Here is a 15,793-nt window from a genome sequence, read left to right on the forward strand (position 1 = left end):
TTTAGGACTGCGAAGATAAAAAATAAACCCGAAAAAAAACTAATTTTTTCGGGTTTAAGCTTGAGTTAGTTAAGTTTATTTTGAAATCCTTAATCTACATTATCGTGTAGAAAAGAATTGTTGGAGCGCAACCTAATCTCATCGTTACTATCCTCACTTAACGTCGTTCTTGAAACCCTGGTTTCATCTCTTCTGACATCGTTTAAATCGATTCCCTGACGTCTGTAGGCCGGTTCTTTTTCAATTTCATCTATACTGCTCACACTGTTCTGGAACTTATAGTTGAAATCTTTCAGCTTTCTTCTTCTCTCATCTGCCCTTTCCCTTAAAAGGTCTTCGATAGGACTGTTCATCGGATCGACTTCAACAGGAGGCTGTTCTTGTGTTTCCACCCGTCTTTCAACCGCTTTCACCTCTATTCTAGGCTCTTCCTTTACCACCTGTTGTGGTTTTGGCGCTTGCTTTTGAACCGGTTTCGCCCTGTTCAGCTTATCCTCTATTTCCATATAGTCGTCTAAGCTATAGCGCTTTTCACCTTGGTCGTTGTGTTCTAAAACAGGAATGACCTCTACATGGCTTTTTACCTCGATATCCTTGACATCATCGTCTAGGCTAAAAGTAATCACGTTCTCTTGCTCCTCTTCATCCACCTCGTCTTTTTGCGTCAAGGGCATATCAAAGCTCATAGTGATCTGCTCTTCCTTTAGATTGTCGTATGGAACGGTCATGGGATCGACCACCTCCATATCGTTTATTGAATCTTGAGCATTTACGATTACAAAATCGTCTTCTGAAGTATCTACTTCGGCCACTTCCTCTAAAACCTCTTCATAAAAAACGTTGAAGTTTTTGATATAGCTTGTGGTCTCCACTAAATCCATACCCGGCTCCTCTTTCACATCTTCCTCAAGAGTGTGTTTGATCACCGGCGCTTCTTCCTTTACTGTTTCGATCGGCATTTGATGAACGATATTCTTTCTAGCCGTCAAATCGTGTTGGGCACGTTGCTCATCTTCCAAAGTATGGATGATTTTCTTGGCCTCGGTATTGACGATATCGTTCTGCTGATCAACATCGAAACCCGTAGCAATAACGGTTACGGCAATCGCTTCTCCTAAATCTTCGTCTTCACCGACACCCATGATGATGTTGGCGCCATGGCCGGCCTCGACCTGAATATAGTCGTTGATCTCACCGATTTCATCGATAGTGATTTCTTGAGAACCTGAAACGATAAGCAAAAGTACGTTCTTGGCCCCACTGATCTTGTTATCATTAAGTAGGGGAGAATCCAAGGCTTTTGTGATAGCCTCGTGCGCCCTTGCGGAACCGGTTGCCTGGGCCGAACCCATAATGGCGGTACCACTATTTGAAAGTACCGTCTTGGCATCCCTAAGGTCAATATTCTGGGTATAGTGGTGGGTAATAACCTCGGCTATACCTCTTGCCGCGGTCGATAATACTTCATCCGCTTTAGAGAAACCTGCCTTGAAACCTAAGTTTCCGTAGACTTCACGTAGTTTGTTGTTATTGATAACGATCAAGGAATCTACATTGGAACGTAGTTTTTCGATACCGATCCTTGCCTGTTCGCAACGCATTTTACCTTCAAACTCAAAAGGCATGGTAACGATACCCACGGTAAGCACGTCCAATTCTTTTGCTTGTTTGGCTATTACCGGTGCGGCACCTGTACCGGTACCACCACCCATACCAGCGGTAATAAATATCATTTTGGTAGTAGTGGCCAACATCTGTTTGATCTCCTCCATACTTTCCAAAGCGGCCTGTTCACCTACCTCAGGGTTGGCACCAGCACCCAAACCTTCGGTCAATGAAACACCCAATTGTATTTTAGTAGGCACAGGACTATTATTTAAGGCCTGTGAATCGGTATTACAAATAACGAAATCTACGCCATTGATACCCGACTGGAACATGTGGTTGATTGCGTTGCTACCACCGCCCCCTACGCCGATTACTTTAATTACATTGCTTTGATTCTTTGGAAGATCAAATGAAATTCCATCAAATTCCGTGTTGTTGTTCATAGTGTCTTTTATTACTGGTTAATGTGTGTTTCTGTCTTTTACTCGGCATTATCCAAAAAGTCCTTCAACTTTTCCGACCATTTATCAAATACCGATTTGCGCTCTTTCTTGACCTTAGGCCCATTTGACTGGGGCGCTTCCTCTTCGTGTCCCGCCATAACGAGCTCTCCTTCGTCTACGAGCGTTTCTTTGGTTTCTGCCGTTTTGATCTTTTTCTCATTGGCTACGGCGTTCATCAAAAGACCAACGGCGGTAGCGTAGAGGGGACTGGCGATTTCGGCATCTGAATCGCCTGCCAAATGTTCATTAGGGTATCCGATACGTGTATCCATACCCGTAATATATTCAACCAATTGCTTTAAATGCTTCAACTGGCTACCGCCACCTGTAAGCACTATACCTGCAATCAGTTTCTTTTTCTGTTCTTCATGGCCGTAATTCTTGATTTCCGTATAGACTTGCTCTACAATCTCAACAACCCGTGCATGAATGATTTTCGAAAGGTTCTTAAGGGTAATTTCCTTAGGCTCCCTACCACGAAGACCGGGTATGGAAACAATTTCATTATCCTTGTTTTCACCTGGCCAAGCCGAACCGAACCTTATCTTTAAAAGTTCTGCCTGCTTTTCAATAATGGAGCAACCTTCCTTGATGTCTTCGGTGATGACACCGCCACCAAATGGAATTACGGCCGTATGCCGTATGATACCATCCTTAAAAATGGCCAAGTCGGTAGTACCGCCCCCTATATCGATCAATGCCACACCGGCTTCTTTTTCTTCCTTGCTCAAAACCGCATCGGAAGACGCCAAGGGCTCTAGGGTGATGTTCCCGAGGTCGAGTCCGGCGCTCTTGATACACCGGCCTACATTCTTGATGGAAGAAACCTGGCCTACCACCACATGGAAATTAGCTTCAAGACGGCCACCATACATGCCAATCGGCTCTTTGATCTCGGCCTGTCCGTCCACTTTATACTCTTGTGGAAGTACGTGAATGATCTCTTCACCCGGAAGCATTACCAACTTGTAAACCTGGTTACAAAGCTTATCTAAATCATCATCATTGATGACCTCCTCAGAATCGGGCCTGGTGATATAATCGCTATGGTGCAGACTTCTTATATGCTGCCCGGCAATACCGACCACAACCGACCCAATCTTCAAACCGGAATTGGCTTCCGCCTCTTCCACAGCCTGCTGTATCGATTGAATGGTTTGCGTAATATTGTTTACAACACCACGGTGCACCCCTAAACTCTTAGATTTACCGATGCCCAGAACCTCAATTTTACCATACTCGTTTTTCTTACCGATTATGGCTACGATCTTGGTTGTTCCAATGTCCAATCCTACCGAATAATTACCTACTTCCATAACTTAAATTTTGGTGCACACTACTTGATTGTCAAACTCTAAACTAACAACATCATAGTTTTGCAGAGTTTTGTCTTTATTTGCCTTGGCGTAAAATGCCTTGAAATTGCTAAACTTTTCTTCCAGTCTTTCTACGTCACCTAAATCGACAACAAACTCTTCCGTACGAAAACGAAGCTGATATTCATCTTCATTCTCGATATGTAGCCCAATGATGTTTTTCTTCAGAAACTCGTCCGTATTGACATAGTTCAAAATTTTATATACATCTGCCAAGCCTTTTTCCGTGGTGCGGCCCGTGATTATGGGTACGCGTGCAGAATAACTCGTTGACAGCGGCATCCGCTTTCCGTCCTCGTCAAGGTAAAATTTTGAATCCCCTTCTATACGTCCGATTGGTGTGCGTTGAATGATTTTCGACGCCAACTTACCGTTTACAGTAAGATAAACTTGGGCACTTTTCACCATTTTGTTGGCCTCAATGGCCTTCTCAATAGTATTCAAAACTAATTTTTCTTTGGGCACGTTTTCAAGACTGCCGAATTTTTGTATTAACAATTTATTAACCGCGCCTTCCGTAATGAACAAATTTTGATTTTCCACAAAATCGATGGCAATGCCGTTTATGCTTCTTTTCGCACTTCTTTGGTTAGAAAATGCGTAAAGCCCCGTTATTACAACGACCAAGGCCAATAGCTTTATGTAGTTATAATTAATACGCATCTTGTAATTCTTTTGTGATTTTACTTACTTCCAATCCTATATCTCCGGCCCCCATAGTAATAAGTACCTCTGGATTTTGCCGCTTTATCTCATCTAGCAATTTGGATTTCTCGATTATTTTTCTTTTCGGGTTTGTAATTTTCCCCAGCAACCATTCCGCCGTTACCCCTTCTATCGGTTTTTCGCGTGCGGGATAGATATCTAACAACAGCACACTATCAAACCTTGAAAGGCTTTGGGCAAAGGCATCGGCAAAATCCCTGGTTCTCGAAAACAGGTGGGGCTGAAAGACCGCCAATGTTTTTTTGCCCGGATGCATTTCGGCAACCGCATCGTACACCGCATTTATCTCGGTAGGATGATGGGCATAATCGTCGATAAAAACAAACTTCTCCGTCTTTATTTTATAGGAGAACCGCCTTTGCACCCCTTTGAAGGTCGCCAATGCACTTGCCAATTTTTCAAGGGGCAAGCCCGCACGGGTCGCCATGGCAAAAGCCACCAATCCGTTTAAAAGATTGTGCCGGCCCGGCTTATTGAACATTACGTTGGTCAAAACGGTTTCCGGCGTCACCAAATCAAAAACATAAGTACCGTTTTCTATTCTTAGGTGCGTTATACAATAATCCGCCCCGTCTTCTATACCATAGGTTATACCTTTCAAGGGAAGACCTTTTCGCACAAAAAGGGCTCCATCCGAGGGAATCTTATCGGCAAACTCTAAAAATGACTTCTGTAACTCTTCCGGATTACCGTATATATCCAAATGGTCGGCATCCATAGACGTGATACAGGCCACATTGGGGAACAACCTCAGGAAGGAACGATCGAACTCATCTGCCTCGACCACCGAAAAGTCGGTCCCCTCAAACACAAAGTTACTATTGAAATCTTCCGATATTCCTCCTAAAAACCCCGTAAAGGCAGCACCGGACTCTTTGAGCAGATGTGCCAAAATACTTGTGGTAGTCGTCTTGCCATGGGTACCCGCAACAGCCAAACAAAAGCTGTCTTTGGTAATAAGCCCTAAAACTTCGGAGCGTTTTTTGATTTCAAAACCCTGGGCCAAAAAATATTGATATTCCGAATGCTCCAAAGGCACTGCCGGAGTATAGACCACCAGGGTGTTTTCCTGATTTTTAAAACCTTCCCCCACCGCTGAAATATCATCATCGTAATGAATGGCGACACCCAAGCCGGAAAGCTCTTCGGTAAGTGGTGTTTCGGTCTTATCATAACCTGCCACTTGCTTACCAACGAACTTAAAATAACGTGCCAAAGCAGACATACCAATGCCTCCGATGCCAATAAAATATACGTTATGTATGCGTTTTAAGTCCATTTCTACTTCTTCCCATGCCATTATTTACGGGTGGCATTCCCAATTAATTTTTCAATTTCGTCCACGATATCTTTTGTCGCGTTCGGCAAGGCCAATTTTTTAATGTTCGCCGACAAACGTTCTTGTTGCCCCTTATCATTAAAAAGCCCCATAAACACCCTTTCAAACTTGGCATCCAACTCACTTTCCTTCAACAACAATGCCGCATTATCGTTTGCCAATGCCCGGGCGTTCTTCGTCTGGTGGTCTTCGGCCACATTGGGCGAAGGAACAAATATCACCGGCTTTCCTACAATGCACAATTCAGAGACCGAACCCGCACCCGCACGTGATATGATAATATCGGAAGCAGCATAGGCATAATCCATTCGATTTAAAAAATCGAGCACCTTTACCGAATCGGAATTGTATTTCGCATATTCATCGATATAGAGCTTTCCGCATTGCCATAGAAGCTGTACCCCGTTTTGCTCAAAAAGACCGAGGTTCTTTGCCACCAATTGGTTAATTCGTCGGGCACCAAGGCTTCCTCCCAAAATCAAAAGGGTAGGCACATCGGTTTTCAATCCGAAGAACTTCAAGGCCTCGTTTTTATCGGCCGTCATTTCAACCAGGTCTCCCCTGACCGGGTTACCTGTTTTTACGATCTTGTCCTTGGGAAAAAACCGGTCCATTTCATCATAGGCCACACAAATTTTGGCCACTTTATCTTTCAGTAGTTTATTGGTAATACCCGCATAGGAATTCTGCTCTTGCAATACGCAGGGCACCCCTTTTCCGGAAGCGACCTTCAACATTGGCCCACTGGCAAATCCCCCAGTACCTATGACGGCATGCGGTTTGAATTTGCGTACTATTTTTCCGGCCTGTATCAAACTACTTATTACTTTAAAAGGAAACATTAAATTTTTAAGGGTCAGTTTCCGTTGCAACCCGCTAATCCACAATCCCTCGATCTCATAACCTGCTTGAGGCACTTTTTCCATCTCCATTCTATCCTTGGCGCCCACAAATAAAAACTGCGCGTCAGGATGCCGTCTTTTCAATTCGTTCGCAATGGCGATCGCCGGATAAATATGCCCGCCCGTTCCACCACCGGAAAGTATGAATCTATAATTGCCCACTCAACACTTCTAAAGGGTTCGTTTCATCTATCTCTTCGGACGGCTTTTCTACTTTAGCCTCCTTATTGCTCACACTCAAAATAACACCGATGGCCAAGCAGGTCATCCAGCTACTGGTACCACCGCTACTGATCAGCGGCAAGGTCTGCCCCGTTACCGGAAAAAGCTCGACCGCCACGGCCATATTGATCAACGCCTGAAAGACTATGGGAAGCCCTACCCCAAGCGCTGCCAACTTACCGAAAATAGTGGCACTTCCATTGGCCACGACCACGATCCGGAACAGCAGGAACATATAAAAGAACATAAGGGCGAAACCACCCACCAGTCCATACTCCTCCACGATAATGGCATAAATAAAATCCGATGAGCTCTGTGGCAAAAAGTTTTTCTGAATGCTTTTTCCCGCACCTTTACCGACAATACCTCCCGTAGCAATGGCAATCTTGGCCCGCTCGATCTGGTAATCGGCCTCGGTATCTTCCGAATCGGCAAAATTCTCTACCCTACTGATCCACGTATCGACGCGGTTCGGGAACAGCCCTGGAATAGCCTTTGCCGTAAGTATAAAGAACGCCAAGCTCAATACACTCGCCCCAATGATACCGAACAAATATTTTAGCGGATACCCCCCTAAAAAGCAAAGCAAGAGTACCATTGAAAATATAATGGCCGCCGTTGAAAAGTTCGCGGGCAAAATTAAGGCCACCGTTAGAAAAACGGGAATCCACAAGGGCAATATACTTCTCTTAAAGGTAATCTCTTTATGCCTTACCTTACTCAGGTAGCGCGCCACATAGATCATTAGCACCACTGCGGCCAGGTTCGATGTCTGGAACGAGATACCAACTATGGGAACGCTGATCCATCGGCTTGCGTTGGCCCCGCCTATAGTAGTACCCTGGGCCAGGGTAAATACCAACAAAACCAGCACCAAAGGCATGGCGATCAAAGACAAACCCTTAAAGAAATGCGAGGGGATACGATGAACACCATAAATGATACCAAAGCCCAAAAACAATAGCAATGCATGTTTTACCAAATACCCAAACGTGGTTCCGTTACCCACTACATAGACCAAATTACTACTGGCACTATATACCGGCAAGAACGAAAACAAGCCCAAGAGGGCCGCAATGGCCCAAATAGCTTTATCTCCTTTGATATTTTCAAAAAATGCGTTCACTGCGTACTGTCTTTACAAGTTCTTTACTGCGGCCTTAAATTGGTTTCCGCGATCTTCATAGTTCTGAAACAAATCAAAACTGGCACATGCCGGAGATAACAGAACCGTGTCTCCCCTCTCGGCAATCTTATAGGCCACTTTAACCGCTTCGTCCATGGCAAAGGTTTCCACCATTAGATCCACTACATTGCCAAAGGCATCCTTTATCTTTTCATTGTCCAATCCCAAGCAAACGATAGCCTTTACCTTTTCACGAACCAAAGGCATCAGCTCCCTGTAATCGTTACCCTTGTCCTGTCCTCCGACAATCCATACAATAGGTGTTTTCACACTATCCAAAGCATAGAATACGGAGTTTACGTTGGTAGCTTTAGAATCGTTTATATACTGTACATGGTGTATTTTCAATACGTTTTCAAGGCGATGGGGGGCTCCTTGAAAATTAGCGATACTATCACGTATCGATGCTTTTCGTATGCTCACCAATTTTGCCGCTGTCATTGCAGCCATAGAATTTTTTAAATTGTGTTTTCCTTCAAGTGCTAAGGCGTCTTTTGTCATTTCCAATGTCTCGTTAGTTATGTTCAGTATTATGTTATTGTTCTTTAGATATGCTCCTTCCCCCAGTTCCTGTTCTATGGAAAATGGGAGTAATTTTGATTTAACGGGATGCTTTTCAAGCCAGGCAACAATCACCGGATCGTCTGCGTCATAAATTAAAAAGTCGTCTTCGTTCTGGTTCTGTGCTATTCGGAATTTTGAAGCGACATAATTTTCAAACTTGTAATCATATCGGTCCAAATGATCCGGCGTAATGTTCGTTAGGATGGCGATATGCGGTTTAAAATCCACAATCCCGTCCAACTGAAAACTGCTGATTTCCAAAACGTAGAAATCATAATTGTTCTCAGCGACCATTTTAGCGTAGCTATCACCGATATTCCCCGCCATCCCTACGTTCAACCCACCTTCTTTTAACAAGTGGTTGGTCAACATAGTAGTGGTGGTCTTTCCGTTACTTCCGGTTATACCGATCAAAGTAGCATCGGTATATCGCGATGCGAACTCAATCTCCGAAATAACAGGAATGCCCTTATCGTGCAATGCCTTCACCAATGGAACCGTATCGGGTATACCCGGACTTTTCATGACCAGATCCGCATTCAGGATCTTTGCTTCCGTGTGCTTTTCGGCTTCCCAATCAATATCAAAATGTTCAAGAACGTCTCTATATTTCTCTTTTATCTTTCCCCGGTCCGATACAAAAACCTCGAACCCCTGTTGTTTTCCTAAGATGGCCGTACCCACTCCGCTTTCGCCTCCTCCTAAAACCACCAATCTTTTCATCTTATCTAACTTTCAAGGTAACCACGGTTATGACCGCTAAAAGGATGGCAATAATCCAAAACCGGGTAACGATCTTACTTTCGTGATATCCTTTTACCTGATAGTGATGATGGATGGGCGACATTAAAAAAACACGCCTACCTTCCCCAAATTTCTTTTTGGTATACTTAAAATAGCCTACCTGTATCATGACCGATAGCGACTCGGCAAAGAAGATTCCGCACAACACGGGAATCAACAATTCTTTTCTGATAATAATGGCGATCACGGCAATGATGCCCCCGATCGTCAAACTACCGGTGTCTCCCATAAAAACCTGGGCCGGAAAGGCGTTATACCAAAGAAAGCCCACCAATGCCCCCACAAATGCCGTTATAAAGACCACCAATTCTCCCGAATTGGGGATAAACATAATATCCAGGTAATTTGAAAAGATGACGTTACCCGACACCCAAGCAAAAACCCCCAGTGTAAAAACTATGATGGCCGACGTACCCGCCGCAAGGCCATCGATACCATCGGTAAGGTTGGCCCCGTTGGAAACCGCCGTTACGATAAGTATCACGATCGGTATGAATATCAACCAAGCGTAGTCACGGGCACCTTCTCCCGCCCAACCGATAAAATCGCTATAATCCAACTCGTTGTTCTTAAAAAAAGGAACCGTGGTGCGCACCGATTTGATTTCCTTGCCTATAACGTCACGTACGGTCAATTGCTCGGTAATAATGGTACTGGAATCGTCCCTCATGGTCACCCCGGGATGAAAGTACAAGGTCGCCCCAACCCCAAGACCAAGAACCACTTGACCCAACACCTTAAACCTACCTTTAAGACCTTGTTTATCTTTTTTGAATACCTTGATATAATCATCGGCAAAGCCTATAAAGCCCATCCAAAGCGTAGTGACGATCAGCAAAATGATGTAGATGTTATCAAGTTTTGCCAACAAAAGCACTGGAATCAAAGTTGACATGATAATGATGAGGCCGCCCATGGTCGGCGTACCCGCCTTTTGCTTTTGTCCTTCAAGACCAAGGTCACGTACACTCTCACCTATCTGCTGTCTTTGAAGAAAAAGAATAACCCGCTTACCATATACCGTTGCTATCATCAACGAAAGCAGAATGGCCATGGCCGCCCTAAAGGTGGTGAACTGAAACAAGCTCGCCCCTGGCAACTGGTATTCATTTTCTAAATATTCGAATAGGTAGTATAGCATCTTTTAAGCTTCTAGTCTTTATATTTTCTTTGGTCTTCGTTATTTATCCAAGCGCTTAAGCACGTCTTTCACCGTTTCAAAATCGTCAAAGTGAATGCGCTTTCCATTCGTTTCCTGATAGGTCTCATGTCCTTTTCCGGCAATGAGTATGATATCTTCGGCATTAGCCAACTGGCATGCCGTTTTTATAGCCTGCTCCCTATTTTCTATGGATAGGATTTTCTTTACGTTCTGTGGTTCCACCCCTTTTTCCATAGCATCTATAATGGCTATGGGAGACTCCCCTCTCGGGTTGTCGGAGGTAAAAATGGCCTTATCGCTCAACTGCGAAGCAATATGACCCATAACCGGACGCTTAGAGCTGTCTCTATCGCCACCACACCCCACAACGGTGATAACGTTTTCATTTCCAGTTCTCAGCGTACTGATTGTTTCCAGTACGTTTTTTAGCGCATCCGGCGTATGGGCATAGTCAACTATAGCCGTAATTTTTTTACTCGATATAAAATATTGAAAGCGGCCGTCTACGTTTTCCAGTTCGCTCAACAATCGCAAGGTTTCCAAGGTTTCCATGCCCAACAGGTCGGCCGTGGCAAAAATCGCCAACATATTATAGGCATTGAAATGACCTATAAGCCTTGACCAGAGTTCATGTTCGTTTATTTTGAGCAACGTACCGCTAAACTGGCTCTCCAGTACCTGTGCCCGATAATTGGCATAGGTCCTAAGGGCATATGTATACTTTTTGGCCTTGGTATTCTGCAACATAACCGCTCCGTTCTTATCATCTATATTCGAAAGGGCAAAAGCAGTTTTAGGCAGCTGATCGAAAAGTATTTTTTTGGTATCCCTATACTCGGCAAAAGTCTTATGATAATCTAAGTGGTCATGGGAGAGGTTGGTAAAAATAGCCCCCTCAAAGGTCAAGCCTTGTGTTCTTTTTTGATGGATGCCATGCGAACTCACTTCCATAAAGCAGAACTCCACCCCGGCCTCGTTCATTAGGTGCAAATGCGCATTGATCGTCAATGCATCGGGAGTGGTATGACTGGTGGCGTACACTTGATCATCAACCATTATTTTAATGGTAGACAAAAGCCCTACCTTATACCCCGCCTTCTTGAACAATTGGTACAACAGACTCGATATGGTAGTCTTACCGTTGGTTCCGGTAACCCCTACCAATTTTAAGTTTTTGGAAGGATTGCCGTAAAAATTGGATGCCATCATGGCCAAGGCCGTATTACCATCCTTTACCTCTACATAGGTTACGCCATCTATTATCTGTTCCGGCAAGGTTTCGCACACAATAGCCTTTGCCCCAAGGTCAATGGCCTTGCCTATGAACAAATGGCCATCGGTCAACGTTCCCTTGATAGCCACAAAAACATCGTCCATTTCGACCTTTCTAGAATCAAAACGGATGTTGTTCACCAATACATTGGTAGAACCGATTACATCGGTCAGGCTTGCCCCGAACAATATGTCCTTCAATAGTCTCACGATAGCTCTAGTGTAATTTTTTTAGCTTCCTTAATGCTCGTTCCCTGGGAAACGGACTGTCTTTTTACTTTTCCATTGCCCTTTACCTCTACCTCTATCCCAAGGTTTTCAAGGATCGAAACCGCATCCATACCGCTCATACCCTTCACATTGGGCACTTGCTTGTAATGTTTTTGGGCTTCGGCATAATATTTTTGATACGATTTTTCCAATCGCGGGTCTTCCATCTTGTCCATATCCACCTCGTCTACCAAAGGAGAAGTCGCATATACTTTCTGCGCTATGGACTTGAATACGGGCCCCGAAACATCGGCACCGTAGTACCCCACACTTTTATCCGGCTCATGGATAACCACGATACAGGAGTACTTTGGGTTTTCAGCAGGGAAATACCCCGCAAAAGTCGATATGTACTTTAGTTTATCAGGATCTTTCGAAACGTAATTTTTTTGCGCGGTCCCCGTTTTACCCGCCATGGAAAAATTAGGCGAATACAACCGGTGGCCCGTACCGTATTTTTTTTCGACTACATTTTTCAGCAGTTCTTGCACCTTGGAAGCGGTTTCCTTTGAACAGATCGCTTCGCTGATCACCTCTTTATCGAACTTTTGAACGGTGCGGTCCCACTCCTTTACTTCCTTGATCAATCGAGGCTTTACCATTTCACCATCATTGGCAATGGCATTGTAAAAAGTAAGCACCTGCAAAGGCGTCATGGATACCTCGTAACCATGGGACATCCACGCCAATGAAATACCGGACCAACCCTTGTCGCCAGGAAACCTGATAACCGGCTCCCCTTCCCCTTTTATAGGGAGGTCCAATTTTTTATGGAGGTTCATACGCATCAAACGATTGACGAATTTCTCGGGATCGTTCTTGTAATTATTGTGGATCATTTTTGCGAAAGCCGTGTTAGAGGAAACCTCAAAGGCATGCCCTGCGGAAATCTTACCATATCCGCCCCACTTGGAATCCCTTACCGTTCTATCGTAAATTTTCCATCTTCCGTTCTCGGTATCGAGTACAGTACTGGTATCAATCACCTTATCCTCAAGGGCCGCCACAAGCGACATCAACTTAAAGGTAGAACCCGGCTCGTGCGATTCCCCTATGGCGTAATTCAAGCGCTCATAGTATTTACCGGCTTCGGTCCGTCCCAAATTCGATATGGCCTTCACTTCACCCGTTTCGGTTTCCATAACGATGACACAACCATGGTCGGCCTTATAATGCTCCAATTGCCCCAGCAAAGCGTGGTGGGCGATATCCTGAATATTAATATCGATGGTAGACACCAAATCATACCCATCTTTAGGCTCAACGATATTCTCCCACCCGATCGGCTTCCACTGGCCTTTGGCAATTTTTTGCTTTAAACGCTTCCCTTGAACACCCCTTAGGTATTCACCGTAGGCCCTTTCGAGCCCCACTCCTGAATAGTATCCGTTTTCGTCTACGTTCTCATAGCCCACACTGCGCTCCGCGATTTTACCCAACGGATGCTCCCTAACCGTTTTCTGCTCTATGATCAAACCGCCTTTGTACGGCCCCTTATTGAATAGCGGAAAATCTTTGACCGCTATGTATTCGGAGTAATCAAGGTTTCTGGCTATAAGGGCATATCTGTTCTTGTTCACCTTGGCCTTCCTCAAAACTTGCTGATAGTGCGAAGACGATTTACCCAACATTTTTGAAAGCGCATTGGACAAGGGAACGATATTCCTCCTAAAGTCTTCCTCACTCACGGTAACGGCATCGAAACGGATGGTGTAGCGCGATACGGAAGTCGCCAATAGACTACCATCGTCAGAATATAGATTACCGCGATTGGGCGCTATGGTAAACATCTTTTCAGTGCGCTCCATCGCCAAGGCCTTGTACTTATCGCCTTGCACAAACTGGATATTCACCAATTTGAAAAGCACGGCAATAGCGAACAAAAACATGAACGCCGTTACAACGTACAACCGGGTCAATATGCTTTTTTCGGTTACGGCCACTATTCTTCCTTCTTATTGTTTGATTTAACCTTTATTTGTTTTGGCGGCACCTCTGACGGGTACAAGCCTTTTTCCGCCACGATCTGCATTACCGTAGATTCCAACTTTAACTGTTGCACGTCTGAGCGCACATCTACAAATTCGTTCCGAAGCTCTTTTACCTCTTCGTTCAATGCCGCTATCTGATGCACCTTTTTATCGGCACTATGCGAACTACCGATCATAACGGTGGCCAGAAAAGAGGTGAAAATGATAAACAGCCAATTTTTGGGGGCGTCGCCGCTCACCAAAAACCTACCTTTTAATATGTTCAACAATCCTTTTTTCATTTTTTCGCTTTTCTTTATTCCTTTTACTTTATTTAATTATGCGCTCCGCAATTCTCAATTTGGCACTGCGGGCACGATTGTTCCTTGCTATTTCCTCTTTGGAAGGAACTATAAGCGACCCCACTTTTTTGAACGGAACATCAACATTTCCGTAAAAATCCTTCGGCGCCTCACCTTGAAATTGTCCTTCCCGTATAAATCGCTTTACCAAACGATCTTCCAAGGAATGATAACTTATTACACTTAGCCTTCCTCCTTCATCCAACAACTCCGGAGTCTGCAACAAAAACTCCTCGATTACCGCGATCTCTTGGTTCACTTCAATGCGAACGGCCTGATATATCTGGGCCAATATCTTATGCTCTTTGGCTTTCGGCAAGAACTTCTGCAGCGCCTCTTTCAACATTTCGGTAGTCTTGATCGGCGCTTCTTCCCGTTTTGCCAAAATGGTCTTGGCCATTGCATTGGCATTTCTTAAATCCCCATACTGAAAAAGAACCCTTCTTAAATCGTCGTAATCATAGTTATTGACCACTTCATAAGCCGACAAGAGGTTCCTTTTGCTCATCCGCATATCAAGATCGGCCTCGAACCGGGTAGAGAACCCACGTTCAGCTTTATCGAACTGATGTGAGGAAACACCAAAATCGGCCAAAATCCCATCCACTTTTCGAATACCGTAGAACTTCAAAAACTGCCGGATGAACCTGAAATTCTCATTGATCAGCGTAAAACGCGGATCGTCAATGGCATTTGCAAGCGCATCTTCGTCTTGATCGAAAGCGAACAACTTTCCTTCGCTTCCCAAGTACTCCAATATCTTTCTCGAGTGCCCACCGCCACCAAAGGTGACATCGACATACACACCGTTCTCTTTTATATTGAGTCCGTCAACGGACTCTTGCAACAATACAGGATTATGATACATAGCTTTCGTCATCTCCGTCATCACCCATTACCTCTTCCGCCAAATCGGCGAAATCCTCAGCGGTTTCTTCCAATACTTTCTCATAGCTATCCTTGTCCCAGATCTCTATAATGTTAATGGCCGAACTCAAAACCACCTCTTTGGAGATGTTCGCAAACTCCACCAGGTTTTTCGGTATCAACATTCGTCCCGTACCATCGATCTCAATGACTTTCACTCCGGCCGAAAAACGACGGATAAAATCATTGTTTTTCTTCTTGAAGCGGTTTTTCTTGTTCATCTTCTGCATCAGAAGATTCCACTCCTCCATAGGATACAATTCCAGACAAGGTTGAAAAACAGATCTTTTGATCACAAAGCCTTGATTCAAAATCGGTGACATCTGATTTTTTAGGGCAACCGGAATCATTACCCTACCTTTGGCATCGGCCTTACAATCGTATGTCCCAATGAAATTGATCACTTAAAAAAGCTGTTTTACAATACTATAACTCAAAACTACAAATTTTATTACCACATTTTACCACTAATTACCACTTTGTTAATAAATAGTGGGTTTTCGGCATAACTTGTGGTTAAATTTGCTTGAAAAAAAATGACGTTTTTGACCGCTGAATGAAAAATAATGGCCAATTCTCGCTTTATTGAGCTATACTTGT

13 protein-coding genes are annotated in these 15,793 nt (G+C 44.2%); all 13 read right to left on the reverse strand.

The features are described from left to right. Positions 1-89 precede the first annotated feature (89 nt). Genes ftsZ through mraZ form a run of 13 tightly spaced genes read right to left on the reverse strand, consistent with a single transcriptional unit; the run spans position 90 to position 15,597 of the window. A complete protein-coding gene (ftsZ, locus tag ZOBGAL_RS03725; RefSeq protein ID WP_013992167.1) occupies positions 90-2,051 on the reverse strand; it encodes a cell division protein FtsZ in 1,962 nt (653 codons plus the stop codon). A 38-nt stretch (positions 2,052-2,089) separates the two neighbouring features. Next, entirely contained in the window at positions 2,090-3,427 is a 1,338-nt protein-coding gene (gene ftsA, locus ZOBGAL_RS03730) for a cell division protein FtsA (RefSeq protein ID WP_013992168.1), read from the reverse strand. Between the two features lie 3 nt (positions 3,428-3,430). Next, on the reverse strand, positions 3,431-4,150 hold the full coding sequence (locus ZOBGAL_RS03735) for a cell division protein FtsQ/DivIB (RefSeq protein ID WP_013992169.1): 720 nt from the start codon (positions 4,148-4,150) through the stop codon (positions 3,431-3,433). Continuing rightward, positions 4,140-5,492: a UDP-N-acetylmuramate--L-alanine ligase gene (gene murC / locus ZOBGAL_RS03740; protein ID WP_046287734.1), complete on the reverse strand. Its 1,353-nt coding sequence runs from the start codon at positions 5,490-5,492 to the stop codon at positions 4,140-4,142. The genes ZOBGAL_RS03735 and murC overlap by 11 nt, the downstream gene beginning before the upstream one ends. 20 nt (positions 5,493-5,512) lie before the next feature. After that, positions 5,513-6,616: an undecaprenyldiphospho-muramoylpentapeptide beta-N-acetylglucosaminyltransferase gene (gene murG / locus ZOBGAL_RS03745; RefSeq protein ID WP_013992171.1), complete on the reverse strand. Its 1,104-nt coding sequence runs from the start codon at positions 6,614-6,616 to the stop codon at positions 5,513-5,515. Continuing rightward, positions 6,603-7,802, reverse strand: coding sequence for an FtsW/RodA/SpoVE family cell cycle protein (locus tag ZOBGAL_RS03750; RefSeq protein ID WP_013992172.1), 1,200 nt, complete (start codon positions 7,800-7,802; stop codon positions 6,603-6,605). Before ZOBGAL_RS03750 ends, murG begins: the two co-directional genes overlap by 14 nt. Positions 7,803-7,814: 12 nt before the next feature. Next, positions 7,815-9,149: a UDP-N-acetylmuramoyl-L-alanine--D-glutamate ligase gene (gene murD / locus ZOBGAL_RS03755; RefSeq protein WP_013992173.1), complete on the reverse strand. Its 1,335-nt coding sequence runs from the start codon at positions 9,147-9,149 to the stop codon at positions 7,815-7,817. Between the two features lies 1 nt (position 9,150). Further along, complete coding sequence (mraY, locus tag ZOBGAL_RS03760; RefSeq protein WP_013992174.1) at positions 9,151-10,371, reverse strand: phospho-N-acetylmuramoyl-pentapeptide-transferase; 1,221 nt, start codon at positions 10,369-10,371, stop codon at positions 9,151-9,153. Between the two features lie 39 nt (positions 10,372-10,410). Then, positions 10,411-11,874: a UDP-N-acetylmuramoyl-L-alanyl-D-glutamate--2,6-diaminopimelate ligase gene (locus tag ZOBGAL_RS03765; protein WP_046287319.1), complete on the reverse strand. Its 1,464-nt coding sequence runs from the start codon at positions 11,872-11,874 to the stop codon at positions 10,411-10,413. Then, the gene (locus tag ZOBGAL_RS03770) at positions 11,871-13,877 is read right to left on the reverse strand and encodes a penicillin-binding protein (RefSeq protein ID WP_013992176.1); all 2,007 of its coding nucleotides are present in this window, start codon (positions 13,875-13,877) and stop codon (positions 11,871-11,873) included. Before ZOBGAL_RS03770 ends, ZOBGAL_RS03765 begins: the two co-directional genes overlap by 4 nt. After that, complete coding sequence (locus ZOBGAL_RS03775) at positions 13,877-14,206, reverse strand: FtsL-like putative cell division protein (protein ID WP_013992177.1); 330 nt, start codon at positions 14,204-14,206, stop codon at positions 13,877-13,879. The genes ZOBGAL_RS03770 and ZOBGAL_RS03775 overlap by 1 nt, the downstream gene beginning before the upstream one ends. Positions 14,207-14,234: 28 nt before the next feature. Beyond that, on the reverse strand, positions 14,235-15,134 hold the full coding sequence (gene rsmH, locus ZOBGAL_RS03780) for a 16S rRNA (cytosine(1402)-N(4))-methyltransferase RsmH (RefSeq protein WP_013992178.1): 900 nt from the start codon (positions 15,132-15,134) through the stop codon (positions 14,235-14,237). After that, the gene (mraZ, locus tag ZOBGAL_RS03785) at positions 15,124-15,597 is read right to left on the reverse strand and encodes a division/cell wall cluster transcriptional repressor MraZ (protein ID WP_013992179.1); all 474 of its coding nucleotides are present in this window, start codon (positions 15,595-15,597) and stop codon (positions 15,124-15,126) included. The genes rsmH and mraZ overlap by 11 nt, the downstream gene beginning before the upstream one ends. Between the last annotated feature and the right edge of the window lie 196 nt (positions 15,598-15,793).

The organism is Zobellia galactanivorans (assembly GCF_000973105.1).
GTDB classification, from domain to species: Bacteria; Bacteroidota; Bacteroidia; order Flavobacteriales; family Flavobacteriaceae; genus Zobellia; species Zobellia galactanivorans.

Bases quoted from the DNA above. Each gene is read 5' to 3' on its own strand.
- ftsZ (WP_013992167.1), bottom strand. From the start codon at position 2,051: ATGAACAACAACACGGAATTTGATGGAATTTCATTTGATCTTCCAAAG.
- ftsA (WP_013992168.1), bottom strand. From the start codon at position 3,427: ATGGAAGTAGGTAATTATTCGGTAGGATTGGACATTGGAACAACCAAG.
- ZOBGAL_RS03735 (WP_013992169.1), bottom strand. From the start codon at position 4,150: ATGCGTATTAATTATAACTACATAAAGCTATTGGCCTTGGTCGTTGTA.
- murC (WP_046287734.1), bottom strand. From the start codon at position 5,492: ATGGACTTAAAACGCATACATAACGTATATTTTATTGGCATCGGAGGC.
- murD (WP_013992173.1), bottom strand. From the start codon at position 9,149: ATGAAAAGATTGGTGGTTTTAGGAGGAGGCGAAAGCGGAGTGGGTACG.
- mraY (WP_013992174.1), bottom strand. From the start codon at position 10,371: ATGCTATACTACCTATTCGAATATTTAGAAAATGAATACCAGTTGCCA.
- ZOBGAL_RS03775 (WP_013992177.1), bottom strand. From the start codon at position 14,206: ATGAAAAAAGGATTGTTGAACATATTAAAAGGTAGGTTTTTGGTGAGC.
- rsmH (WP_013992178.1), bottom strand. From the start codon at position 15,134: ATGTATCATAATCCTGTATTGTTGCAAGAGTCCGTTGACGGACTCAAT.